The sequence below is a fragment of the Nocardia sp. X0981 genome (assembly GCF_977089955.1).
In genome coordinates this window covers 2393964-2416993 of the sequence record NZ_OZ372435.1, presented here as the reverse complement: position 1 = coordinate 2416993, position 23030 = coordinate 2393964, and the positions used below count along the sequence as shown (strand labels likewise).

Here is a 23030-nt window from a genome sequence, read left to right as displayed (position 1 = left end):
CGCGCACGGGCCGACGGTTCAGCGAGCCAGGAACCCGACCCGGTCGTAGACCTGTGCGAGAGTGTTGCCGGCGATCTCGCGCGCACGCTCGGCTCCCGCGGTGAGAATGCGATCGAGTTCGCCCTGATCCGCCATGTACTCTTCCACTTTCGCACGGAAAGGCGTGACAAATTCGACCAGTGCGTCGGCTACATCGGCTTTCAGCTCACCGTAGCCGCGGCCCGCGTAGCCCTTCTCCAAGGTCACGATCGGGGTTTCGGTGAGGGCGGACAGGATCACCAGCAGATTGCTGACCCCGGGTTTCGCCTCCACGTCGTAGCGGATCTCGCGTTCGGTATCGGTCACCGCGGACCGCACCTTCTTCGCCGTCACCTCGGGGGGGTCGAGGAGGTTGATCAGACCGGCGTCCGAACTCGCCGATTTGCTCATCTTGGCGGTGGGATCCTGCAGATCGTAGATCTTGGCCGTGCCCTTGACGATATGGGCTTCGGGTACCACGAAGGTCTTCTTGAACCGGGTGTTGAACCGCTGGGCGAGGTTACGGGTCAGTTCCAGATGCTGGCGCTGATCCTCACCGACCGGCACCTGATGCGCCCGGTACAGCAGGATATCGGCCGCCATCAGCACCGGATAGGTGAACAGGCCGACGGTGGCGTTCTCCGCGCCCTGTTTCACCGATTTGTCCTTGAACTGCGTCATCCGGCTCGCTTCACCGAAGCCGGTGATGCAGCTGAGCACCCACGTCAGTTCCGCGTGCTGGGGCACCTGCGACTGCACGAACAGGGTGGAGCGCTGCGGGTCGATACCCAGGGCGAGCAACTGCGCCACCGCGACACGGGTGCGGCGACGCAGTTCCTTCGGGTCGTGCGCCACGGTGATGGCGTGCATATCCGGGATGAAGTACAGCGCGTCGTAGTCGTCCTGCAGGTTCACCCAGTACTGCAGGGCACCGAGGTAGTTCCCGAGGTGGAACGAGGCACTGGTCGGCTGGATACCGGAGAGCACCCGCTGTTTACGTTCCCCGGCGGCCGGGGTCTGCGCAGGACTGGACATGCCCCGATCTTCGCATGCGGATCAAGCCGAATTGCGCTCCGCCCACTTCCGTGGATCGATATCCGGCATACTGCGCTTACCGGCCCGGGCCAGCTGCTGCTCCCGTTCGGTGATCATCCGATAGACCGGCGCGCTGGGCCCGTTGAGGGCCGTTTTCACCTGACGTGGGACCAGAAGCGAGGGCATACGGTGCGTATCGCGCAGCGACCGGGCCAGCCCGCGATAGGCGAGCTCGTCGGTACGCGTCCAGTCGATGCCGTACATCTCACGGATCCGTGGCGGTAGGCTGCCCTGCACCAGCAGGTAGTACGCCGAACTCAGCTGCTGCAGCGGGGGGCGCTGCGGATAGGGCACCACATGCCCGTTCAGATAGTTTCCGACCTTACGTGCCTCGTCGGTGAGGTACAGCTCGTCCGAGGCGAGATAGCGGTCGAAGTACTCGCGAAACGCCGGGTAGTCCGGGGGAGCCGCCTCCCGGGGCATACCGAACAGCTCGCCCCAGCGCACATAGTCCAGGTAGAGGCCGGCGCGCTCGTCGTCGTCGAGCCGCCGCACCACCAGGTCGTACATCACTTCGGCGGAATCGAAGGTGAACGCCATGGTCAGGAAGCTCAGCTGCGGATCGTAGGCGGAATACGGCGTACCCGCCGGATGGTGGGTACCGGCGTCCTCGGGGAGCGTACCCACGACCTTCGCGTGCTTGCGCCGGGTGAACTCCAGGGCCCGGTCGGCCTCCGCGCGGGTACCGAAGAACACCGCTTCGAACAGTTTGCCGGTGAGCGCCAGGCGGGTGTAGGGGGTGTCGCGGTGTTCGGTCGATTCGGCCGTTCCCACGTACAGCAGCGGATTGACCGCGCCGATGACCAGCGCACGCAGACCGTAGGTCAGGCCCACCGCACGTTTGCGCATCACCCGCCGGATCATCGAATCGTCGGAAAAGTATCCGGTATCCACGGCCATGGCAGTCTCCTGGTCAGCTCTGCGTCGAGCACGGCACACCCGCACATCTGGCAATAGCATCCTCCAGTTGACCGCATTCTGGCAAGACCCTCCTCCAAATATGGGGGCGGAACCTCAGGACGAGGGGGCCACCAACCCCACACTCGTCCCGGCGCCCGCGACCCTGCATCATCGAGGGATGGCAGCGCAGCGCACCTACGGTGGTTTGTCCGCGGAGGAACGGCGAGCACAGCGGCGCTCCGCGCTACTGGAGGCGGCGCTGGAAATCATCGGCACCCAGGGCCTGGACCGGCTCACCGTATCCGGTATGTGCACTCGGGCCGGCCTCAACGAGCGCTACTACTACGAGAGCTTCACCAGCCGCGACGATGTACTGACCGCACTGATCGACGGCATCGCCGAGGAACTGGTCATGGCGATCGCCGCCGCGGTGCACACCACGGACGGCGACTCCCGCGCCAAAGCGCACGCCGCCATCACCGCCGGTATCCACCTGCTCACCGACGACCCCCGCAAAACCGAGGTCACCATGGTGGCCGCCATGGCCACCCCCGAACTCCGGGCACGCACCACCGAGACGATCCGGGTTTTCGCCCGGCTGGTGGCCAGCGAGGGGATCGAGTTCTACGGGGTCACCGATCCCGCGCCGGATCCCGTGATCGACTTCCGCGCCACCTACCTGGTGGGCGGGCTGGTGCAGACACTGGGCGGCTGGGTACGCGGCGACCTGCCCATCAGCCGCGAGGAACTGATCGACTACACCACCGACGTCTTCGTCCTGCTCGGGGAGGACTTCGCCCGCCGGGGTGAGGCCTCGCCCCCGCCCGGCTGACCGCTCACAGCCGGACGGTCACCCCGGAAAGACCGTCCGCCTCGCCCTGCAGGAGCGCCCGGAACGCGATCCCCCGGCCGGCGTAGAACTCGGCGCAGTCGTCGAGCACCGAGCCGAACCATTCGCGTTCCTCCGGCACCTCCGCGAGCAACTGCCCGGCCTCACGGACGGCGAGCACATATCCGGGCGCGTCACCGAGCGAACTCTCCAGATCGAACATGCAGTCGTCGAACGCGTCCTTGTTCGGCCGGAAGTAGTAGGGGAACTGCAGCGCGGCCGCGAACTCGTCGAACAGGCCCGCCACGGTACGCATCCGGCTACCCCGCAGTTCCCGCACCTGGTACCCGGCCGGCGCCTGATAACGCACCCCGCTGAACTCGGAGGCGTCCACATCCGCCAGTCCGGTGACCGGGGTCCGGGTGGCCGCGGCGGATTCCGGCGGCAACGCCAGGAACTCGGCCAGCGAGACGGGTTCGGACATCAGCGCATCCTCGTGAAGGTGTCGTAGTGGTCACCGGTATACCAGGCGGAGCCGTCGCTACCGGTCACGATCCGCTCGGCATCGCGCGAGCGCCCCGGCCGCTTCGGGTTCACATCCCATTCCCGGTACTCGATCGCCTTACCGGCGGCGTCGGTGGCGGGCAGCCGCCCCTCCCGGTTCCGGAAGACGATCCCGCCCTTCGTTCCGGGTGCGTTCGCCGAATCCGGCCAGCGACCCGCATCGATCTCCACCAGCGTCCGGTAGGCACGGTCGGGCACTCCGGCCACCTTCGAGACCTCGGGAGCCGCCGTCACCGGCGCCGCCCGCCCACTCACCGGGGCCGGCGCGAGGGAGCCGCCCGAGACCGGCGCGGCCGAGGAAACACCCGGGTCACCGCCACCACCCTGGACGCTCAGCAGGGCGACCACCACGGCCACCGCCGCGGCCCCCAGCGCCGATACGATCTTCACGATTTTCGCACGCACGAGCTTCCCTTCATCGGTACTGGACCGTCACCGGCGCATGATCGGACCAGCGCTCGGCATAGGTCGCGGCGCGTTCGACCACCGCCTGCTTCGCCCGCTCGGCCACCTCCGGTGTCGCGAGCTGGTAATCGATCCGCCAGCCGGTGTCGGTGTCGAACGCACGCCCACGATACGACCACCAGCTGAACGGACCATCCCCCTCCGGGTGAAGTTCGCGCACCACATCCACGTAACCGGCGGCCAGCTGCCGATCCAGCCAGGCCCGTTCGGCGGGCAGGAAACCGGATTTCTTCAGGTTTCCCTTCCAGTTCTTCAGATCCCGCTCGGTGTGCGCGATATTCCAATCGCCGGCGATGACGAAAGCGCCGGTCCGGGTGCGCATCCGGGCGGCCAGTTCGTCGAGGAAGCGGTATTTCTCGTCCTGACGGGGCGTATCCGCCTCACCGGTATGGACATACACACTGGCGACGGTCACCTCGTCGAAATCGACCTCGAGGTAGCGCCCGGCCCCGGCGAACTCGCTGTCCGGCTCGATACCGACCCGCACCGAGCGCATCGGCCGCCGCGACAGCACCCCCACCCCGGCGCGCCCCTTGGTCCCCGGCTCGGCGTGCGCCAGCTGCCACCCCTCGGCCAGCGCCGGGGCGAGGGCGGTGGCGATCTGGGCATCGTCGGCCCGCGTTTCCTGGAGGCAGACGATATCGGCTTCGGTCCGGGACAACCAGGTGAGCAGGCCTTTGCCCGCGGCCGCCCGGACCCCGTTGACGTTGACGGTGGAGAGGATGTATGGCACCGATCGACCGTACAATGACAGGTCACCGCTACTTGCCAGGAAGGGGTGACGACACCGATGTCAGGCACCTCCGCGACCGAATCACCCGGGCCGGTTACGGCCTTGCACCTGGGGTCGGGCACTCCCCTTCTGCTGCTGCACGGTGTCATGTTGTCCCCGCACTGCTGGGAGAGCACGGCGAACAGGCTCGCCGCACGCTGTGAGGTCTTCGCTCCCGCTCTCGCCGGCCACTGGGGCGGCCCGGTCCTCGCGGACGGCCGCTATACCGCGCGCACGATCGCGGACGGGGTGGAAGCCCAGCTCGACGAACTCGGCTGGCGCACCTGCCATATCGCCGGTAACTCGCTCGGCGGGTGGGTGGGTTTCGAACTCGCGCGCCGCGGACGGGCCCGCACCCTCACCGCCATCGCCCCGGCCGGTGGCTGGCGCACGCCCTCCGCGGCGCAGGTCTACGCGGCCGGTAAGTTCCTGGCCCTGCATCAGCTCGTCGGAACAGGCAGGCGTACCGGCGATTTCCCGGTACGGAGCACGATCGTGCGGTGGGCCGTCGCGCACCTGCTGGCCAAGGAGGTCAAGGCCGTCCCGCGTACGGATATCGAGGCACAGATCCTGGCCGCCCTGCACTGCCCGGCGCTGCTGCCGATCATCGCCGCCACCCTGCGCGGGCCGGGCCTGGCGGATGTATCGGACCTGACCACCCCCGTACGGCTCATTCTGGTGGATTCCGACCGTATCCTCCCGGCGCCGGTCTACGGCCGCCGCTTCCTGCGCGAACTACCGGAATCGGCGGACCGGATCATGATGCGCCGAGCCGGGCACGTACCCATGCTCGAAGCCCCCGACCGGGTCGCCAGCCTGATCGCCGAACATATCTACGCCAGCCGGGATCACCTGCGCGCGGTATGAGCGGAGCAGCAGCCGCCACCGAGGTCGCGGCTGCCCACCGGCTCAGTGGCCCAGGATCCCCTTGGCCACATGCGTCACTTGGATTTCATTGCTACCCGCATAGATCATCAGGGATTTCGCGTCCCGGGCCAGCTGCTCCACCCGGTACTCCGACATGTAGCCGTTGCCGCCGAACAGCTGCACTGCCTCCATCGCCACCTCGGTCGCGACCTCCGACGAGTACAGCTTCACCGCCGAGGCCTCCGAAAGGCTCAGCGGCTTACCGGCTTTCCCACGTTCGATGATGTTGAAGACCATGTTCTGCACATTGATCCGGGCGACCTCCATCTTCGCCAGTTTCAGCTGGATTAGCTGGAACCGGCCGATCTCCTGGCCCCAGAGTTTCCGGTTGCGGGCGTAGTCGGTGCACAGCCGCAGGCATTCGTTGATCACGCCGAGGGCCATGAACCCGATCCCGACGCGTTCGGCCACGAAACTGGACCGAGCGCTTTCCCGGCCGTCGCCGCCGCGATGCTCTTCGGTCTCTCCGAGCAACCGGTCGCGTCCGAGACGGACGTTGTCGAAGAAGAGTTCCCCGGTCGGTGAGGCGTGCAGGCCCATCTTCTTGAACGGGCGGCCCTGGGTGAGGCCCTCCATACCCTTGTCGAGCACGAAGGTGAGCACTGTGCGGTCCCGGGGCGGGGTACCGTCACCCTCGTCGAGTTTCGCGTAGACCACCAGGGTATCGGCGAAGGGACCGTTGGTGATGAACGTCTTCTGCCCGTTCAGGATGTAGTCGTCACCGTCGCGCCGGACGGCGGTTTTCATCCCGCCGAAAGCGTCGGAACCGGAGTCCGGTTCGGTGATCGCCCAGCACGCGATCTTGCGCAGGCTGACGATATCGGGCACCCATCGCTCCTGCTGGGCGAGTGTGCCCCGGGAGAGGATGGTGGTACCGCCGAGACCGGTGCTCACACCGAGCGAACTGCACAGGCCCATACACACCCCGGAGAGTTCGCTGGTCAGCACGGCCATCATCGACTGCTGATCGAACCCACCGGAGCGGTCCTTACCTTCGGCGGCCGGTTTTTCCGCACCCTCGGCCGCGGCCCGTTTCGCGGCCAACTGCTTGTTCAGGGCTTCCTCGGCCATGGCGCCGATACCGAAATCCGCGTAGAGCTTGCGCAGGATCGGGTAGGGCAGCATTTCCCCGCTGTCCAGCGCATCCAGATTGGGACGTACTTCCTTATCGATGAACGTCCGCACCGCGTCGCGGACCATCAGATCGGTATCGGACCATTCGAACATCGTCGTCCTCCGGTATCACCAGCAGCATTACGGCGTAAATCGCCGGGCGGACGTTCAGCTCGCATCCACCTTGTCGACAGCCTGCCAGTTCCCCGCCCGGCGCGCTGCGATCCGGCGAAATCCACCCGCGACCCACGGAGGCGTCACCGGTGGCCCCGCAGGGAAGGGTCACGGGTAGGTCGCGTGCTCACGCAACTGCGCGAGTCGCGCGAGGATATCGTCGTGCCATTCCCGGGGCTGGCCCGCGGTGGCCCAGTCCATCCGGGCGTGTTCTTCGAACAGCGGCCGCAGGGCGACGATCTCGTCTCTGTATCGATCCAACTCCGCGCGGCTGAGATCATTCGGCTTCCACTCGTGCCACTGGCTCGCGCCGGGGGAACTCGGGACCGCGTAGTGGCTCGTGAACGGGTTCGACTCGGGGTCGAAATCCATATCGGCCTGGAACGACTCCGCATGGTCGTACCCGTACACCTGGTCACCGTCGAGCAGCCAATTGTTGGGGCGATCCCAGTTACGGACGAGGACGTCCAACAGGCCGAGTTTCCGGGCACCGGGCGTGTCCTCGACAGCCTTCATAGCGGCATGAGCACCCGGATCCGAATCGGTCTCGCGTACGGTAAGCCCAGGTAGCCGCTGTATGAACAGGTCGCCTTCCGTTGTCCCGACCACCGGCGCGACCGGGGCTCCGATCGCACGGCCGACCGCGGAGGCGAGGATTTCAGCGGACCATTCCCGCGGAGAGAGATCGGTTTTGTACACCACCTCGAACCCATCGGGGTAGACGAGAAGCATAGACCTCGGTGTTCGGATCTCCGGCTCCCCGGAACTCTCGGCAGCGCGGATACGAGCGACGAATTCGTCCATCGACATCGGACGCATGGGCGCATCCGTCGCCCGGGCCCCGTCGTCGCCGGTCCGCATCTCGCGGCCCCGCTCCTCGATATCGGCACCGCGATCGGCGACCGTCCCCTCCTTCACCGATACGTCGGTCTCGACTCCGCGGCAGATCTCCCGGTAGCGGCGTACGATCTGCTCACCGGTGGCGGAGACCGCCGGGCCCAACCGCTTCGCCATCTCCTCGGCTATCCGGCGCAGGCCGTCGATCACCGATGCCTCGGCGAGCGGATACGACGGCGCGGAGCCGGCCCTGGTGTTCGCTTGTACGGCGATTTCGGCATGGGCAATTCTGGCCCGCGGGTTCGTGCCCGGACAACCGCGGGCGGCTTCCCAGCCGAGGCGTACCACCGGGACACCGCGACCTCGCCTCCCCGGGAGCCGGCACGCGGGTGCGCGTGCGGACACCACGGAGGCGAGGTCGTTTCCGAACGCTCCTACTTCAGCGCACGCGCCAGGTTGGCGTCCAGCGCCGCGAGGAACTCCTCGGTGGTGAGGTAACCCTGGTCCCCGCCGACCAGCAGCGCCAAGTCCTTGGTCATCTGCCCACCTTCGACGGTCTTGATGACGACGTCCTCGAGGGTCTGCGCGAAACCGATGACCTCGGGGGTGTTGTCCAGCTTGCCGCGATGCTCGAGACCACGGGTCCAGGCGAAGATCGAGGCGATCGGGTTGGTCGAGGTCGGCTTGCCCTGCTGGTGCTGGCGGTAGTGCCGGGTGACGGTGCCGTGGGCGGCCTCCGCCTCACAGGTCTTACCGTCCGGGGTCAGCAGTACCGAGGTCATCAGGCCGAGAGATCCGAAGCCCTGAGCGACCGTATCGGACTGCACATCGCCGTCGTAGTTCTTGCAGGCCCAGACGTAGCCGCCCTCCCACTTCATGGAGGAGGCGACCATATCGTCGATCAGCCGGTGCTCGTAGGTGAGGCCGGCCGCCTCGAACTGGGTCTTGAACTCCGCGTCGAAGACCTCCTGGAAGGTGTCCTTGAACATGCCGTCGTAGGCCTTCAGGATGGTGTTCTTCGTCGACATGTAGACGGGGTAGTTCTGCTGCAACCCGTAGTTGAACGAGGCGCGCGCGAAGTCTTCGATCGACTTCTTGAAGTTGTACATACCCATCACGACGCCGCCGTCCTCCGGCATCTGCACGACCTCGTGCACGATCGGCTCACTGCCGTCCTCGGGGGTGAAGGTGAGGGTGACGGTGCCGGCCTGGAAGACCTTGAAATCGGTGGCGCGGTACTGATCGCCGAAGGCGTGGCGGCCGATGATGATCGGCTTGGTCCAGCCGGGAACCAGACGCGGAATATTGGAGATGATGATCGGGGCACGGAAGATGGTGCCGCCGAGAATGTTGCGGATCGTGCCGTTGGGTGAACGCCACATCTTCTTGAGGCCGAATTCCTTGACCCGCGCCTCGTCGGGGGTGATCGTCGCGCATTTGACACCCACGCCGTGTTGTTTGATGGCGTTGGCGGCGTCGATGGTGACCTGGTCGTCGGTCTTGTCGCGGTATTCGATGCCGAGGTCGTAGTACTCGAGGTTCAGGTCGAGGTACGGGTGGATCAGCTTGTCCTTGATGAACTGCCAGATGATCCGGGTCATCTCGTCGCCGTCGAGTTCGACGACGGTGCCTTCAACCTTGATCTTGGACATGGATCTTCGTGTCCTCCTAAGACTGGTGCCCTCATTGCACGGCCAGGCGAACACGCTTGTGAGCGGACCCCAGCTGTTCAACAGACAACGTATACATCCCGCGTTGTCCACGAGACGTCTGATGTAACCAAGACGAGCGTACTGCTTGTGGTGGCCTCACGCTGTAGCCAGCCCCCGCTGTGAGTTCTCACAGCAGTGAGTCGCGCCACAAGATTACCCGGTGGGCACGTATCCGATTTCGATCCCTAACGGCGCCCGGCTACCATATTCAGCAGGTCATGAGCGCCAGCATCAAGCCCCGGCTCGCTGGCCGGCAACCCTCCTGCTGCGGTGGGGTGCTCCGGGTGATGACCGGGCTCCCGAGAGCCGGGAGCAAGCGCACGTCAGGAGGTCGTCGATATGCGCCGGTGTCGGCCACGTTGATCGTGGCGCCCCCGCGTTTCGGCGAGCAAGCCCCTATTTTCTGGAGCACGATATGACCGATGGCAGTATCCCCGGGACGACCGCTACCCGAGCGACCGGCCGGAGAACGCCGGCCGGTTCGCGGAGAGCGTGTCGTCGCACGAGCGGGCGCACAACGGTGATTCATACGCTTCGCACATCACCGCGCCGTACCGCCGCTCCAGTGGAAGCCATCGCGTGAAGGTGGGCACCGAACCGACCACGGACCGGTCCGTGGCCCAGTTACCGCCACCCGACGGCCGGCTCGGTTTCGTCGATATCGGTCCGCTCACCCTGGAGAACGGGGCCCGGCTGCCGGAGGTGCGGCTGGCCGTACAGCGCTGGGGCGAGCTCGCGCCGGCCAAGGACAACGTGGTGCTGGTCGAGCACGCGCTGACCGGCGACTCCCACGTGGCGGGCGATCCGGACCCGGACCATCCCCAGCCGGGATGGTGGAACGGGATGGTGGGCCCGGGCGCGCCGATCGATACCGACGAATGGTGCGTGGTGGCGACCAATGTGCTCGGCGGATGCCAGGGCAGCACCGGTCCCGCCTCGGCGGCGCCCGATGGCGCCCCCTGGGGGTCGCGATTCCCGGAGATCTCCATTCGTGACCAGGTGAGCGCCGAGGTACGACTGTTCGATCTACTCGGGATCGACCGTCTGGCCGCAGCGGTGGGCGGTTCCATGGGTGGGATGCGCGTGCTGGAATGGATGCTCGGGGCGCCCGATCGCTTGGCCGCCGCCCTCGTCCTGGCCGTGGGCGCCCGCGCCACCGCCGACCAGATCGGTACCCAGACCACCCAGATCGCCGCGATCACCGGCGACCCGGACTGGCAGGGCGGCGACTACCACGGCACCGGTCGCGCGCCGATGACCGGAATGGGAATCGCCCGGCGGATCGCCCATCTGACCTATCGCACCGAGGCCGAACTGGACAGCAGGTTCGCCAACAACCCGCAGCCCGGCGAGAATCCGTGGGACGGCGGCCGCTACGCGGTGCAGAGCTATCTCGAGTACCAGGCCGAGAAACTGTGTAAACGGTTCGATCCGGCCACCTACGTACTGCTCAGCGAGGCGATGAACCGGCACGATATCGGCCGCGGTCGCGGCGGGACGACGGCCGCGATGGCCGCGAATACGGTGCCGTGCATCGTGGGCGGTATCGATTCGGACCGGCTGTACCCGCTGCACACCCAGCGAGAGCTGGCCGAGGGCCTGGCCGGCTGCCGGCATTTCGAGATCATCTCTTCCCGGGACGGCCACGACGCCTTCCTCACCGAGGCAGCGGCCATCGGAAAACTGCTGGTCCAGACGATGAACCTGGCCCGCACCAGCCGCTGACCCCGCAACGCGCCGACCGAGGCCCAGCCCGCGCACGGCCGGAGCGGAGGCGGAGGTACGCCCGAGCAACACAGCTGGGCGGAGCCCATCCCCAGCCGCGCACGGCCGGAGCGGAGGTACGCCTAGCTCACCCCGAGCGTGTTGATGGTGGCCGCGAGGAAGACGATTGAGCCGCCCAGCAGGGTCAGCGCCCCTACATCGAACGGTTTGCTGCGTACCGCGAGCAGCCCCACCCGCACGGTCGGCAGGCACAGCCGGAACGCGGCGGCGATCAGCGTGGCACCACCGAAGAACAACGCGCCACGGCGCCAGCGGTCCTGTGCGACGAAGACGACCGCCACGAGGATCACCGCTACCACCACGACCATCGGCAGATGGCAGCGGAGGAAACCGGCCGAGCTGTTGCCGGTGCCGGGATCGTCGTCGGTCGGGGTCACGGCGTCGGTCACGGGGGCGATTGTTCCAGATCCGGTGGGTCGGGTCTGCACGAGCGGCCCGTACTCCCGGGCCCGTGGACCGAATTCCCAGGCGAGGCCTTCGCGAGCGGCCCGGGTGCGGGCGGCACGCACCACCGGCCGGTGCGGCCGGTGGGCCTACGGGCGGCGCCGCGCAGCCCGGCCGACCGGCTGACGCCACCGCCCGATCCGGCCGGTGATACGACCCGGCTCAGCGCAATGCGGCGGTTTCGGCGCGCACCTTCTCCCGGTGCTGCTCACGCAAGGCCTGGTGGTGCGGGCTGCGCCGGACCACCAGGTAGGCCACGCCCAGTACCGCGAACCACACCGGGGTCACCAGCAGGGCCTGCAGAGTGTCGCTCTCCTGGGTGAGCGCCCAGACCAGGAAGGCGAAGAACGCCAGCACCGCCCAGACCATCGGGATACCACCGGGCACCTTGAACGTGGAGGTGGTGTGCAGATGCGGGCGGCGCTTCCGGTACACCAGGTAGCTGGCCAGGATCATCGTCCAGACGAACATGAAGCACAGCGACGAGATCGTGGTGACCACGGTGAACGCCTCGACGATCGACTGCCCGGCGTACAGCAGCACCACCCCGATCAGCAGGAACGCGCACGAGAAGCGCAGCGCGTTGGCCGGCACCCGGCGCCGGGACAGCTTCCCGAACAACGACGGCGCGTTACCGTCGCCGGCCAGGCCGTACACCATGCGCGATGTCGAGTAGATACCCGAGTTGGCGCTGGAGGTGGCGCTGGTGAGCACCACGAAGTTCACCACGCTCGCCGCGATACCGAGGCCGGCCAGGGAGAACATGGCCACGAACGGGCTGGCGTCGGCGGAGACCTGGCGCCACGGGGTCACCGCGCAGATCACGATCAGCGCGCCGACGTAGAACAGCAGCACTCGCAGCGGAATGGAATTCACCGCGCGCGGCAGGGTGCGTTCCGGATCCTTGGTCTCGGCGGCGGTGGTACCCACCAGCTCGATACCGACGAAGGCGAAGACGGCGATCTGGAAGCCGGCGACGAAGCCCATCGGGCCGGTCGGGAAGAAACCGCCGTCGTTCCACAGATTGGCCAGCGAGGCGGTGCTGCCGCTGTCACCGGTGAATCCGGTGATGACCATGACCAGACCGGTGACGATCAGCGCGCCGATGGCGATCACCTTGATCAGCGCGAACCAGAACTCGGTCTCCCCGAACGCGCGGACGGTGGGCAGGTTCAGCACCAGCAGCACGACGATGCAGACCAGGGCGGGAAGCCACAGTGGCAGGTCCGGCCACCAGAACGCCACGTACCCGGCGATCGCCACCACGTCCGCGATACCGGTGACGACCCAGCAGAACCAGTATGTCCAGCCGGTGAAGAAGCCGGCCCACGGTCCCAGCAGGTCACCGGCGAAATCGGCGAACGATTTGTACCCCGAGTTCGACAGCAGCAGTTCTCCCATGGCCCGCATGACGAAGAACAGGAAGAATCCGATGATCATGTAGACGAGGATCACCGAGGGGCCGGCCAGCGAGATCGTCTTTCCCGATCCCATGAACAGCCCGGTCCCGATGGCCCCGCCGATGGCGATGAGCTGGATATGGCGGTTCGCCAGCTGCCGGCTCAGCTGTTCCGGCGCACCACCCGGTTCACCCACCCCGGACGCCTCGTCCCCCGCACCCCCGTGGCCCTGTAACACGGCCATGATTCTCCCTCCGGAAATAATCGGACAGCCCATTCGACCATCAACGGTGGTCGAGTGCAGAGTGGGCGGGCTCGCCGCACGCTCGTGCAGCCTAGGCGGTGCCCACGTGGGAGGTATCGATCGCGGGGCGATTCCCGTAGTCCCGGGCACCTGTCCGGGGGCGGCGCGGATGACCGCACCCGCCGCTGTGGCGGGCGGTTTCCCATGACAAGCTGGCCTGCTGTGTTCAAGCTGATGTTCCACGAGCCGCGCATCCCGGGTAACACCGGCAATGCCATCCGGCTCGCCGCCGGAACGGGAAGTGAGCTGCACCTCGTCGAACCTCTCGGGTTCGATATGTCGGAGGCGAAGCTGCGCCGGGCGGGGCTGGACTACCACGATCTGGCCTCGGTGACCGTCCATCCCGACCTGCCGGCGGCATGGGCGCACCTGCACCCCGAACGGGTGTTCGCGTTCACCACCCGCGCCACGACCCCGCATACCGCTATCGCCTACCGGCCCGGCGATGTACTGCTGTTCGGCGCCGAGCCCTCCGGGTTGCCGCCGGAGGTACTCGCCGACGAGCACATCACCGGGGAGGTTCGTATTCCGATGCTGCCGGGCCGGCGGTCGATGAATCTGGCCAACGCGGCGGCGGTGGCGGTGTACGAGGCGTGGCGCCAGCACGGGTTCGCCGGGGCGGTCTAGGGTCGGCGGGTCACTCGTCGATCTCGAACCGTTTGTGCCGGGAGGTCGACCCGGCCGTGAGCCGGACCGCACTCTTGGGAACCCCGAAGTGCGCGGCCAGCAGTTCGGCGGCGGCCTTGTTCGCTTTGCCCTCCACGGCCGGCGCCCGCACCCAGAGTTGCAGTGTGCCGTCCGGCAGGGATTCGACCAGCGGGCCCTTGCGGCTGTTCGGTTTGATCATCGCGCGGACGGTCCGGGCCATGGTCGTTCACCCCTCCGATTGGGCACGTAGGTACTCCAGGATGGCCAGCACTCTCCGGTTGTGCGCTTCGCCGCCGGGCAGGTCGAGTTTGGTGAATATCGCGTTGATATGTTTTTCGACCGCGCTGCGGGTGATGTGGAGGCGTTCGCCGACCGCCGCATTGCTCAGGCCCTGAGCTATGAGTTCGAGTACTTCGCGTTCGCGGGTGGTGAGCCGTTCGATCGGGGAACCGGCGCGGCTGTGCTGCAGCAGTTGCCGTACCACCTCGGGGTCGAAGGCGGTACCACCCGCACCGACGCGAGCTACGGCATCGAGAAAGGAGTCGATCGCGGCGATACGGTCCTTGAGCAGATAACCCACGCCGCCCGCGCCGGTCAGGAATTCGGCCGCGTATCGGCGTTCGACGTACTGGGAGAGAACCAGGACCGGGATCTCGGGCCGGGCGCGGCGGATCTCCAGGGCGGCCCGGATTCCCTCGTCGCTGTGGTCCGGCGGCATCCGCACATCGGCGACCACCAGGTCCGGTGGACGCAGCCGGACGGCGTGGAGCAGTTCGACCGCGGTGCCGACCGAGTCGACGATCTCATGACCTTCGGCCGTGAGCAGCTGCACCAGGCTTTCCCGCAGGAGCGCCGAGTCCTCCGCGAGAGTTATCCGCACGGCACCTCCACAGTGATGGTCGTCGGCCCACCGGCCGGGGAAACGACGGTGAACGTACCGTCCAACGCTTTGATCCTGGCCGCGATACCGGACAGGCCGTGCCCGGCCGGATCGGCACCACCGCAACCGTCGTCGCCTACGCGCAGCCACAGCGTATCGCCGGTGTACCGGGCCGAGATCTCGAGCGTACCGGCGCCGGAGTGCTTGATAGAGTTGGTGACTGCTTCGCTGGCGGTGAAGTAGCAGGCCGATTCGACCGGTCGAGGTGGGCGTACCGGTAAGTCGATATCGAGACGTGTCGGCAGCGGTGTGCGGTCGGCCAGCGCCTCCAGAGTGGCGGGCAATCCGTCGCGAGCCAGCATCGCCGGATAGATCCGCCACGAAACGTCGCGGAGCTCGCCGAGCAGGTGCCCGGTCTCGGTGAGCGCGCGTCGGTGCAGCTCGGCTCGTACGCCGAGATCGGTTTCGCGGTTCACCCGACCCAGCAGGATCGACAGCGCGACCACCCGCTGCTGAACGCCGTCGTGCAGATCACGTTCGATACGGCGCCGTTCCTCGTCGATCACCTCGGCCACCTCGGCACGAGTGGTGGTCAGCTGGGCGACCCGCTCGGCCAGTTCATCCGGCGCCGGGCGCGCGAGAACCCGCCACGCCCACGCCTCGGCCCGGGTGACACCCAGCAACCCCTGCACCGCGAGGAAAGCGAAAACCATACCCGGCGGCACGACGACAGCCACTGTTTTCCAGCTGATCTGCCCGGGTTCAGGGGCGTCGAGCACCGGCACCGCCGCCCCTGTCGACGCGCCGTAGACGAGCGCCGTCCCGACCACGATCCCCGCGCCGAGCAGCGTGAGTACCACACCCCCCAGCGACCCGAGCCCGATCCGCAGGCTCAGATACCCGGCCGCGCGCCGGCCGCTGGGTTCTCCGGCCGGCGGTTCCCCGAGGAGCAGACCCAATCTGCGCCGTTCCAGACCGACCACTCTCCGCACATGGCGCGGATCGAACAACCCGGCCACCACGGCGGCCAGGTCGAGCACAACCGTGCCCACACCGAACAGAGTGCCGCTGAGCACAGCGGCGCAGCGGCGGGCACCGCCGGGCCGCGACCAGGTACTCATCGTCATATTCTCACTTGCCGGGTCCGCCGGTACCGGGTCCACCCCCGCACGCAATACACCGCGACAGCCACCAGTACCACGAGAATCACGAGTTTCTGCACGAAACCCGCGTAGGTCTCCACCACCGGCCAGTTCTCCCCGAGGAAGTACCCGGACAGTACGAAGACCGAGTTCCAGATCGAGCTGCCGGCGGTGGTGAGCACGGTGAATCGTCCGATCGGCATACGCTCTACTCCGGCCGGGATGGAGATCAGGCTACGGAAGATCGGGATCATACGACCGAAGAAAACGGCTTTACCACCGTGCCGGGCGAACCATTCCTCGGTGCGATCGAAATCGGACAACTGCACCAGCGGCATCCGATCGATGATCGCCCGTAGCCGATCACGGCCGAGCAGCACGCCCAGGCCGTATAGTGCCAGCGCACCGACCACGGAACCGAGAGTGGTCCAGCCGAGCGCCTCCACCAGCGAGAACTGTCCTTTGCTCGCCGTGAAACCGGCCAGCGGCAAAATGATCTCGCTGGGCAGTGGCGGGAAGAGGTTCTCCAGGGCGATGGCTGCGCCCGCACCCAGTCCGCCGAGTCGTTCCATCAGGCCGACCGCCCAGGCAGCGACACCTGTCAACTCGTCGGCCGATTCCATTGCAAGAGGCATATTTCGAAGCTATGGAGCGTGACGGCCACACACAGTAGTGCCGTCCACCCGGCTCGGCGGGCACAACCGCAGCTTCCCGGTGGGGTTTTCCGCACCTCGGGCGGCAGGTGTACACCCTCGCCGCGGCCGGGTGCGATTTCTAGCGTCGAAACCCATGAGGCAGAAGTTCTTCCGTTTCGGGATCGTCTCGAGCGCCATCGTCGTCACGACGCTGACAGTGGCGGCGCTGGCGCTGGTCACCGCCCGGGATCAGGTGACAACGGGTATCACCGCAGCTGCGGCGCGGCTGGCGGACAGCGATATCGTGCTACGAGTCTCCGACCACGACGGCCGTCGGGATATCGTCGCGGCGGGCAGTGGCGTCGATCAGGACGCCGAACCGGGCCCCGCGACCCGGTTCCGGATCGGCAGTATCACCAAGACCTTCGTCGCGACCGTCGTACTGCAACTGGTCGACGAGGGCCGGATCGAGCTGGATGCGCCGATCGCCGGACAGCTGCCCGACCCGATTCCCGGTGGCGAGCAGATCACCGTACGTCAGCTGCTCAACCACACCAGCGGTTTGTACGACTACATGAAAGAACAAGGTATGTCGACCAACCGGTGGCGCGGGAAGGACCGGTTCGCCTCCTACCGACCTCGGGAGTTGCTGGCCACGGCACTGCGCCACGACCCCTACTTCGCTCCCGGTACCCGGTTCCGCTACTCGAACACCAACTACATCGTGCTCGGCCTGTTGATCGAACATGTCACCGGCCGCTCCTACGGCACCGAGATCCGCGACCGTATTCTCGTTCCGCTGGGGTTGACCGCCACCACCGTTCCCGGCGACGACCCCGGTATCCCACGGCCCGCGCTCGCCGCCTACCGCACCATCGACGGGGAACGGACCGAGGTCACCAGGATGAACCCGTCACTGGACTGGGCGGCCGGGGAGATGATCTCCACGACCGCTGATCTCGAGACGTTCTTCACCGCGCTGCTGTCGGGCGGGTTGACCAGCCCGCACGCGCTGACGGAGATGCGGCGGACCGTTTCGATGGGCGGGATGGGTTTCCACTACGGCCTGGGCCTGCAACGCTTCGACCCGCCGTGCGGCGACTCCGTATGGGGTCACGGTGGCGAACTACTCGGTTATGTCTCCTATGCGTTGCGGTCGGACGAAGGCCGGGCGATGACCATGGTCATCGCTTCCGCCGACGATCCGGACGAGCTGTCGATGTACGCGGTGGTCACCTCGGTGTACTGCCTGAAGTGACCCGTGTGGTCGAGGGGCGGCCCACAGGTGGGCGCGACCGGTCCCGGGGCCGCGGTTATTCGCCCGGCAGATCGCCGGGTCCGGTGTTCGTCCGGCCGGCTTCCGGTTTGCCTTTACCAGGAGAATCCGGTGTGCCCGCGGAGGAGGCGTCCGATACGCCGGCGGTTTTGTCGGCCTGCTCCGTCGCCGCGGCGGAGACGGGGGGTTTCCCGGACGCCGTCTCGGATCGCGGCTCGGCCGGGCGACCGGCGGTATCATCCTGACGGGACCGGCGGCGGATCAGTCCGGCGAAGACTTTGGCGATACCGCCGATCACCGCGACGAATACGAGCCACGGCACCGCCTGCCCGGCGAATACCACCGCGCCTTTCAGCCAGTCGAGCAGTGAATTCCAGCCGTCGAGCACGCCGTCCCAGAAGTTGCTCGGGCCCGGATCACCGGATTTCTCGGCGACGGTGCCGATATCGATGACGAGTGTGGACAGGGCGATCTGATCGTCGAGGTAACGACGCTGCCCGGTGAGACTGTCCAGCTCGGCCTGCCGGTCGGCGAGAGCCTCTTCCGCGGCGATCAGATCGGCGGTGTTCGCGGCGCGTGCCATGAGATCGCGCAGCCGGTCCACGGAGGCGCGAAGCGCGGTGATCCGGGCGTCGAGGTCCTGCCACTGCAGGGTGACATCCTCACGACTGGTGCTGATTTCGGTGACCTCGGCGAGATCGCCGAGCCCGTCGATGAACGCGTCGGTTTCGGTGGCGGGGATCCGGATGATCAAATTGGCATGCGGCTCGGCATCGTCGGTCCCGGGATTCTCGGTGCGCTGATCGATCCGGCCGTCCAGCGCGAGCACCCGGCCGGCCAGGGTCTGCGCGACCGCTACCGGGTCTTCGGCGGTGAGGTCCACGGTGCCGGTGACCACTTCTTTGCGCACCGTGTCCTCCGGGACATCCGGTGCGGGCGAGGGAGCCCGCTCCTGGCTCGGCGCCTTCTGCACCCGGATACCCGGAGTCGCGGCGGGCGCGGGCGCGCCGCCTTCGAAGGAAACCGTCTGATCCGCACTCGTGGAGGCGGACTCGGTTCCCCCGCATCCGGCCAGCAGTACCGACCCGCACACCACCAGAGACAACACGCCGAGCGTTCGCATGCTGGCAGCGTAATGCGCGATTCCGGTGGTTCGCCGGGAAACAACAGCGCGCGGGCCGGATTCGACGGGTTCGTATGTCGTTGCCGGCGAAGGGATCGACGATCCACCGGACGTCCCCGTACATTCCGCCTCGCGCCGGTGGCCGGCGAGCCCCCGGGCGCCCAGATGTCCGCGGCGGCATGCTCCAGTTCGCTCATTCCGGAGAGAGGGGGCGCGCTCGTCGATGCGCCGGTTCCGGGTAGCCGATCGGAGCGCTCCCCCCGCGGCCGCCCACAGCGCTTCTCGCCGGAAGCACCCGGTCCGCCGAGGGCACCCGCGCCGGCCAGGGCTTCGGCTTGCGGAACAGCCGTCTCCACCGGCCGGTCGGGTCGAGGAAACCGAACGCCGAATGCGCGTGCAGTTCGGCGTACGGGACGACCGGGCCGGTGCGCCGTCCGCTGCCGCGCGTCAGCAGGCCACTCGTTCGGTGGATTCGGCGTCGAGCAGGGTCGCCACATGATCCACACCGGCTCGGATCACCCGTCCGTAGGCGTCGTCGGCGAGGACGGACGCATGCCCCCGGGCCAGCGCCAGTTGCATCCGCGCCATATCGAAATCGCCCACCAGCCGGTGACTGTCGGCGAGGCTGAGATACAGCGACGGCAGGAACCCAAGCAGGTCCTCACCCAGGGGGACGCCGGGCACGAAGGCCGAATCGAGGGCCCGGATGTCCCAGAGCAGCGCCCCTTCGGGTGTGTCCTGGACATCCGCCAGATGATGGGCGACCACGCTCCGGTACAACGGTTCCCCGTCCGTGCCGAGTTGATCCCACAGCAGTTGCAGCGCCTGGCGCGCCGCCTCCCGATCTTCACCGCCGAGCCGCACCGCGGCATAGATATCCGCCATCCGATCGTCCGTCATAGCAAGCATTATCGCACATATGTTCGAATTTCGACGGTTGGAATCGAACCCGTTTTCGAATGGCCCGCTTACCTGGCAGGCTTTCTTACTTTGGAGTAAGTTCAGCGGAAAGACCTGTACAAAGGGGCGGTTCATGAGCGAAGCGAAACGCGATCTCACCGGACGGCATATCCTCATCACCGGCGCGTCCTCCGGGATCGGCCGGGCCGCGGCCCACGCTGTCGCGCGCAAGGGTGCGGTCGTCTTCCTGCTCGCCCGGCGCGAGGACGAACTCGCCGCGGTCGTCGACGAGATCCGGGGCGCCGGCGGCGAGGCCTACGGTTACCCCTGCGATATCACCGACTCCACCTCGGTAGAGGTGGTCCTGAGCAAGCTCCTGGGCGAACACGGCCGAGTGGATATGCTGGTGAACAACGCCGGTCGTTCCATCCGCCGCGCCATCCACCGGTCCACCGACCGGCTGCACGATTACGAACGCACCATGGCGGTCAACTACTTCGGCGCTCTCCGGCTCACCCTGGCCCTGCTACCGCAGATGCGGGAGCGCAAATTCGGTCATATCGTCAATATCAGCAGCGCGGGGGTCCAGGTGGCCACGCCGCGCTATTCCGCCTATCTGGCGAGCAAAGCGGCCCTGGACAAGTTCGCCGAGGTGGCCGCGGTGGAGACGATGGCCGACGGGGTCACCTTCACCACCATCCATATGCCGCTGGTCCGCACGCCCATGATCGCTCCCTCCGGCGATCAGGGCCGCGCCGAATCCCCGGAATGGGCGGCCGCCACCATCGTGCGCGCACTCACCGAACGGCCCCGGCGCATCGATGTCCCGGTCGGCACCCTCGGCGAATTCGGCGCCCTGTTCGCCCCCCGCCTGCGCGATGCCGTCCTGCACCGCTACTACCGGATGCTGCCCGATTCCCCGGCCGCCCGCGGCACCCGGAGCGAACCGGCCCCGGCCGGCTCGCGCACACCGTCTCCCACCGTTGCCCATGACCTCCCGGCCACCGATACCCCATTGCGGAGCCGCCGTGACCGGGCCGCCGGGCCACTTCCGCGGGCCGGTGTCCGTGTGGTCCGTGGCACCCGGGCCACTCTGCGACGCGCCGCCCGGTTGGTTCCCGGCACCTATTGGTGACCCAGCTGTCGGTGACCGGCCCATCCCCCACATATCGGTCACCCCGTAGCGACCCGTATACCGCGAGCGCGAAGATGGTCCACCGTGGACGACGAACGAAATGCCGCTCTGGAGGCCGTATTCGATCTGGTGGCGAGCCGCGGGGTGGCCGAAACGACCCCGCGCCGCGTGGCCGACCGTTCCGGGGTCGGCTCGAGCGTTCTGCGCGCGAAATACGGTAGCCGTTACGGCCTGCTGATGACAGCGGCCAAAGAGCTCCAACTCCGCCGGGATCGTCTGCTGGCCGCGATCGGCACTACCCGCCCCACCTCCGTGGCGGAGCGGCGCGACCATCTCGAAGCGATTGCCCGCGCCCTGCTCCTCGATACCGGTGATCGCCGTGACCTGCTCGTGCGCACCGAGCTCGTCACAGGCGCACACCGGGTCGACGGAATGGCCACGGAAACGGCCTGGATGGGCAAGCGCGACCGGACGACACTCGCGGAGGCGCTGGCCCGAGTGGGGGTCGAGGAGATCGAACTGGAAACGGAACGACTGGCCACCCTACTCGGTGGGCTGGCCTTCGAAACCGTTTATCCGCACGGGGCCCCGGACGATTCGGCCACGCGGGTGCTGCGGCACCATATCGCCTCGATCGTGCGCTGACCCCACCGGAACTCAGAGATCGAAAACCCGCTCCGCCGGATCCAGCGGCGGGAACGCGGCCGAGATCTGCGCGACGAGTTGCCAGGGGCGCTTACCGTCGAGCGAGGATTTACCGTTGGTGAGGATCGCCCCGCTGAGCCCGCGCGCCGGATCGGCCCAGCCGTACTGGGTGGTGAAACCACTGCGCCCGAAATGCGCGGCGGTATCGCGGCCGAATTTCGAACGGTGACCGCCCAGTTCGTAGCCGGCCCGGCTCACCCGCCCGGCGATCCCGGGCACGCGGGGCGCGGGCCGCACCGCCTCGCGGACGGTCTCCGGCCGCAGGAAACGAACTCCGTCGAGTTCCCCGCCCCGCGCGAGGATTTCGTAGAAACGGGAAAGTTCCGCGGCGGTCGTCACCAGATTCCCCGAGGGGAGTTCGGCGGTCAGGAAGGCCCGATTCGATTCCCGGTTCACCGCGTCCTTGGCGAATCCTCCGCCGAGTGCCTTACCCGCGATGAACGCGGCGGCCCACGAGGGCGGCGGCCCGGTTTTCACACTCGGCACCACCGCGTCGACGTCTTCCGGCCGCACGCCCAGATTCGTCCAGCGGAACCCCAATGGTTCCAGCACCCGCTCGGCCAGATGATCGCGGATCCGTTTGCCGGTGGCCCGCTGCACCAGCAGCCGCTGGATGAGCCCACTGGTCAGCGCGTGATAGACACGGAACCGGCCGGCCGGATAGCTGGGTTTCGCATCGGCCAGGAAACGCAGGCACAGCTCTTCGTCGAAGACGAGTTCGTGGCCGCGGTAGGGCGGGGTCACGAACGGGACCCCGGCCGTATGGGTGAGTACTTGGCCGATGGTGATGGCTCCCTTACCGTTCGCCGCGAACTCGGGAATGTAGTCGCCGACCGGATCGTCGAACCCGAAGGCGCCCTCTTCGATCAGCATGAACATCACCGCGGCGGAAACGCCTTTCGCGGTGGAGAACCCGCAGAACGGCGTCTGCGTGGTAACCGGAATTCGCTCGACCTCCGGCCCGTCGCCCGGTGCGTTGCCCCACCCGTGGCCGATCGCACGGTTCAGCACCACCCGACCGTTACGGCGCAGGCAGATCTGGATCGCGGGGGTGCTGCCCAGCCGGTACCACTCGCGTACCGATTCCCAGATCGGCGCGGTATCCGGCGTATCGTCTTCCGGGCCGACGGCGGTGATGTCGTCGAGATCGGCGGTGACCGGGACCAGGAGCGCGGTATCTGCCTTCACTCGCCCCAGGGTAGCCACGCGCGGGCCGCGGCGATGCGGCCGATTGCTCCGACACCGCA

The 23030-nt window shown here is 67.3% G+C and carries 24 protein-coding genes and 1 riboswitch; of the genes, 7 read left to right on the top strand and 17 right to left on the bottom strand.

Annotated elements, in window-relative coordinates:
• Nucleotides 1–18: 18 nt before the first annotated feature.
• Both trpS and ACYR7D_RS10425 read right to left on the bottom strand, forming a co-directional pair.
• Complete coding sequence (trpS, locus tag ACYR7D_RS10430) at nt 19–1053, bottom strand: tryptophan--tRNA ligase (protein WP_459549402.1); 1035 nt, start codon at nt 1051–1053, stop codon at nt 19–21.
• A gap of 21 nt (nt 1054–1074) precedes the next feature.
• A complete protein-coding gene (locus ACYR7D_RS10425) occupies nt 1075–2013 on the bottom strand; it encodes an oxygenase MpaB family protein (RefSeq protein ID WP_459549401.1) in 939 nt (312 codons plus the stop codon).
• A 100-nt stretch (nt 2014–2113) separates the two neighbouring features.
• Here ACYR7D_RS10425 and ACYR7D_RS10420 point away from each other — a divergent pair, with 100 nt between their 5' ends.
• Nucleotides 2114–2845: a TetR/AcrR family transcriptional regulator gene (locus tag ACYR7D_RS10420; protein WP_459549400.1), complete on the top strand. Its 732-nt coding sequence runs from the start codon at nt 2114–2116 to the stop codon at nt 2843–2845.
• Nucleotides 2846–2849: 4 nt separating this feature from the next.
• Here the strand turns inward: ACYR7D_RS10420 and ACYR7D_RS10415 are convergent, their stop codons facing one another.
• From ACYR7D_RS10415 to ACYR7D_RS10405, 3 genes are read right to left on the bottom strand one after another with little or no spacing between them, the layout of a single operon-like run.
• A complete protein-coding gene (locus tag ACYR7D_RS10415; RefSeq protein WP_459549399.1) occupies nt 2850–3326 on the bottom strand; it encodes a barstar family protein in 477 nt (158 codons plus the stop codon).
• The gene (locus ACYR7D_RS10410) at nt 3326–3811 is read right to left on the bottom strand and encodes a guanyl-specific ribonuclease (RefSeq protein ID WP_459549398.1); all 486 of its coding nucleotides are present in this window, start codon (nt 3809–3811) and stop codon (nt 3326–3328) included. The genes ACYR7D_RS10415 and ACYR7D_RS10410 overlap by 1 nt, the downstream gene beginning before the upstream one ends.
• 10 nt (nt 3812–3821) lie before the next feature.
• Entirely contained in the window at nt 3822–4604 is a 783-nt protein-coding gene (locus ACYR7D_RS10405; RefSeq protein ID WP_459549397.1) for an exodeoxyribonuclease III, read from the bottom strand.
• Nucleotides 4605–4661: 57 nt separating this feature from the next.
• Here ACYR7D_RS10405 and ACYR7D_RS10400 point away from each other — a divergent pair, with 57 nt between their 5' ends.
• On the top strand, nt 4662–5510 hold the full coding sequence (locus ACYR7D_RS10400; protein ID WP_459549396.1) for an alpha/beta fold hydrolase: 849 nt from the start codon (nt 4662–4664) through the stop codon (nt 5508–5510).
• A 42-nt stretch (nt 5511–5552) separates the two neighbouring features.
• Here the strand turns inward: ACYR7D_RS10400 and ACYR7D_RS10395 are convergent, their stop codons facing one another.
• The 3 genes from ACYR7D_RS10395 to ACYR7D_RS10385 form a co-directional block, all read right to left on the bottom strand.
• Nucleotides 5553–6797: an acyl-CoA dehydrogenase family protein gene (locus tag ACYR7D_RS10395; RefSeq protein ID WP_459549395.1), complete on the bottom strand. Its 1245-nt coding sequence runs from the start codon at nt 6795–6797 to the stop codon at nt 5553–5555.
• Between the two features lie 168 nt (nt 6798–6965).
• Nucleotides 6966–8042 (bottom strand): hypothetical protein, encoded by a 1077-nt coding sequence (locus ACYR7D_RS10390; protein ID WP_459549394.1) that lies wholly within the window; start codon nt 8040–8042, stop codon nt 6966–6968.
• An 86-nt stretch (nt 8043–8128) separates the two neighbouring features.
• A complete protein-coding gene (locus ACYR7D_RS10385; protein WP_459549393.1) occupies nt 8129–9346 on the bottom strand; it encodes an NADP-dependent isocitrate dehydrogenase in 1218 nt (405 codons plus the stop codon).
• Nucleotides 9347–9620: 274 nt separating this feature from the next.
• Nucleotides 9621–9731, top strand: a riboswitch (SAM riboswitch).
• 254 nt (nt 9732–9985) lie between these two features.
• On the opposite strand from ACYR7D_RS10385, the gene metX reads away from it, so the two are divergent.
• Nucleotides 9986–11131 (top strand): homoserine O-acetyltransferase MetX, encoded by a 1146-nt coding sequence (gene metX / locus ACYR7D_RS10380; protein WP_459549392.1) that lies wholly within the window; start codon nt 9986–9988, stop codon nt 11129–11131.
• Nucleotides 11132–11253: 122 nt separating this feature from the next.
• Here the strand turns inward: metX and ACYR7D_RS10375 are convergent, their stop codons facing one another.
• Both ACYR7D_RS10375 and cycA read right to left on the bottom strand, forming a co-directional pair.
• Complete coding sequence (locus ACYR7D_RS10375; protein WP_459550110.1) at nt 11254–11499, bottom strand: DUF3017 domain-containing protein; 246 nt, start codon at nt 11497–11499, stop codon at nt 11254–11256.
• A 298-nt stretch (nt 11500–11797) separates the two neighbouring features.
• Nucleotides 11798–13279: a D-serine/D-alanine/glycine transporter gene (gene cycA / locus ACYR7D_RS10370; RefSeq protein ID WP_459549391.1), complete on the bottom strand. Its 1482-nt coding sequence runs from the start codon at nt 13277–13279 to the stop codon at nt 11798–11800.
• A gap of 222 nt (nt 13280–13501) precedes the next feature.
• Here cycA and ACYR7D_RS10365 point away from each other — a divergent pair, with 222 nt between their 5' ends.
• Nucleotides 13502–13966: a tRNA (cytidine(34)-2'-O)-methyltransferase gene (locus ACYR7D_RS10365; RefSeq protein ID WP_459549390.1), complete on the top strand. Its 465-nt coding sequence runs from the start codon at nt 13502–13504 to the stop codon at nt 13964–13966.
• Nucleotides 13967–13976: 10 nt separating this feature from the next.
• Here the strand turns inward: ACYR7D_RS10365 and ACYR7D_RS10360 are convergent, their stop codons facing one another.
• From ACYR7D_RS10360 to ACYR7D_RS10345, 4 genes are read right to left on the bottom strand one after another with little or no spacing between them, the layout of a single operon-like run.
• Nucleotides 13977–14207, bottom strand: coding sequence for a DUF167 domain-containing protein (locus ACYR7D_RS10360; protein ID WP_459549389.1), 231 nt, complete (start codon nt 14205–14207; stop codon nt 13977–13979).
• Between the two features lie 6 nt (nt 14208–14213).
• The gene (locus ACYR7D_RS10355) at nt 14214–14867 is read right to left on the bottom strand and encodes a response regulator transcription factor (protein WP_459549388.1); all 654 of its coding nucleotides are present in this window, start codon (nt 14865–14867) and stop codon (nt 14214–14216) included.
• Nucleotides 14858–15988, bottom strand: a complete 1131-nt coding sequence (locus tag ACYR7D_RS10350) for a sensor histidine kinase (protein ID WP_459549387.1) — start codon at nt 15986–15988, stop codon at nt 14858–14860. The genes ACYR7D_RS10355 and ACYR7D_RS10350 overlap by 10 nt, the downstream gene beginning before the upstream one ends.
• A gap of 2 nt (nt 15989–15990) precedes the next feature.
• On the bottom strand, nt 15991–16644 hold the full coding sequence (locus tag ACYR7D_RS10345; RefSeq protein WP_459549386.1) for a DedA family protein: 654 nt from the start codon (nt 16642–16644) through the stop codon (nt 15991–15993).
• A 154-nt stretch (nt 16645–16798) separates the two neighbouring features.
• On the opposite strand from ACYR7D_RS10345, the gene ACYR7D_RS10340 reads away from it, so the two are divergent.
• Nucleotides 16799–17902 carry a serine hydrolase domain-containing protein gene (locus ACYR7D_RS10340; protein WP_459549385.1) on the top strand — a complete coding sequence of 368 codons (1104 nt, stop codon included), beginning with the start codon at nt 16799–16801 and terminating at the stop codon, nt 17900–17902.
• A 55-nt stretch (nt 17903–17957) separates the two neighbouring features.
• Here the strand turns inward: ACYR7D_RS10340 and ACYR7D_RS10335 are convergent, their stop codons facing one another.
• Entirely contained in the window at nt 17958–19043 is a 1086-nt protein-coding gene (locus ACYR7D_RS10335) for a DUF4349 domain-containing protein (RefSeq protein ID WP_459549384.1), read from the bottom strand.
• 447 nt (nt 19044–19490) lie between these two features.
• Nucleotides 19491–19943 (bottom strand): hypothetical protein, encoded by a 453-nt coding sequence (locus ACYR7D_RS10330; protein WP_459549383.1) that lies wholly within the window; start codon nt 19941–19943, stop codon nt 19491–19493.
• Nucleotides 19944–20076: 133 nt separating this feature from the next.
• Between ACYR7D_RS10330 and ACYR7D_RS10325 the strand changes: the two genes are divergently transcribed.
• Both ACYR7D_RS10325 and ACYR7D_RS10320 read left to right on the top strand, forming a co-directional pair.
• Complete coding sequence (locus ACYR7D_RS10325; protein ID WP_459549382.1) at nt 20077–21078, top strand: SDR family NAD(P)-dependent oxidoreductase; 1002 nt, start codon at nt 20077–20079, stop codon at nt 21076–21078.
• A gap of 84 nt (nt 21079–21162) precedes the next feature.
• Entirely contained in the window at nt 21163–21723 is a 561-nt protein-coding gene (locus ACYR7D_RS10320) for a TetR family transcriptional regulator C-terminal domain-containing protein (RefSeq protein ID WP_459549381.1), read from the top strand.
• A gap of 12 nt (nt 21724–21735) precedes the next feature.
• On the opposite strand, the gene ACYR7D_RS10315 is transcribed toward ACYR7D_RS10320, so the two are convergent.
• Entirely contained in the window at nt 21736–22971 is a 1236-nt protein-coding gene (locus ACYR7D_RS10315) for a serine hydrolase (RefSeq protein WP_459549380.1), read from the bottom strand.
• Between the last annotated feature and the right edge of the window lie 59 nt (nt 22972–23030).

Bases quoted from the DNA above. Each gene is read 5' to 3' on its own strand.
- trpS (WP_459549402.1), bottom strand. From the start codon at position 1,053: ATGTCCAGTCCTGCGCAGACCCCGGCCGCCGGGGAACGTAAACAGCGG.
- ACYR7D_RS10425 (WP_459549401.1), bottom strand. From the start codon at position 2,013: ATGGCCGTGGATACCGGATACTTTTCCGACGATTCGATGATCCGGCGG.
- ACYR7D_RS10420 (WP_459549400.1), top strand. From the start codon at position 2,114: ATGGGGGCGGAACCTCAGGACGAGGGGGCCACCAACCCCACACTCGTC.
- ACYR7D_RS10415 (WP_459549399.1), bottom strand. From the start codon at position 3,326: ATGTCCGAACCCGTCTCGCTGGCCGAGTTCCTGGCGTTGCCGCCGGAA.
- ACYR7D_RS10400 (WP_459549396.1), top strand. From the start codon at position 4,662: ATGTCAGGCACCTCCGCGACCGAATCACCCGGGCCGGTTACGGCCTTG.
- ACYR7D_RS10395 (WP_459549395.1), bottom strand. From the start codon at position 6,797: ATGTTCGAATGGTCCGATACCGATCTGATGGTCCGCGACGCGGTGCGG.
- ACYR7D_RS10385 (WP_459549393.1), bottom strand. From the start codon at position 9,346: ATGTCCAAGATCAAGGTTGAAGGCACCGTCGTCGAACTCGACGGCGAC.
- ACYR7D_RS10375 (WP_459550110.1), bottom strand. From the start codon at position 11,499: ATGGTCGTGGTGGTAGCGGTGATCCTCGTGGCGGTCGTCTTCGTCGCA.
- cycA (WP_459549391.1), bottom strand. From the start codon at position 13,279: ATGGCCGTGTTACAGGGCCACGGGGGTGCGGGGGACGAGGCGTCCGGG.
- ACYR7D_RS10360 (WP_459549389.1), bottom strand. From the start codon at position 14,207: ATGGCCCGGACCGTCCGCGCGATGATCAAACCGAACAGCCGCAAGGGC.
- ACYR7D_RS10350 (WP_459549387.1), bottom strand. From the start codon at position 15,988: ATGAGTACCTGGTCGCGGCCCGGCGGTGCCCGCCGCTGCGCCGCTGTG.
- ACYR7D_RS10345 (WP_459549386.1), bottom strand. From the start codon at position 16,644: ATGCCTCTTGCAATGGAATCGGCCGACGAGTTGACAGGTGTCGCTGCC.
- ACYR7D_RS10340 (WP_459549385.1), top strand. From the start codon at position 16,799: ATGAGGCAGAAGTTCTTCCGTTTCGGGATCGTCTCGAGCGCCATCGTC.
- ACYR7D_RS10335 (WP_459549384.1), bottom strand. From the start codon at position 19,043: ATGCGAACGCTCGGCGTGTTGTCTCTGGTGGTGTGCGGGTCGGTACTG.
- ACYR7D_RS10330 (WP_459549383.1), bottom strand. From the start codon at position 19,943: ATGACGGACGATCGGATGGCGGATATCTATGCCGCGGTGCGGCTCGGC.
- ACYR7D_RS10325 (WP_459549382.1), top strand. From the start codon at position 20,077: ATGAGCGAAGCGAAACGCGATCTCACCGGACGGCATATCCTCATCACC.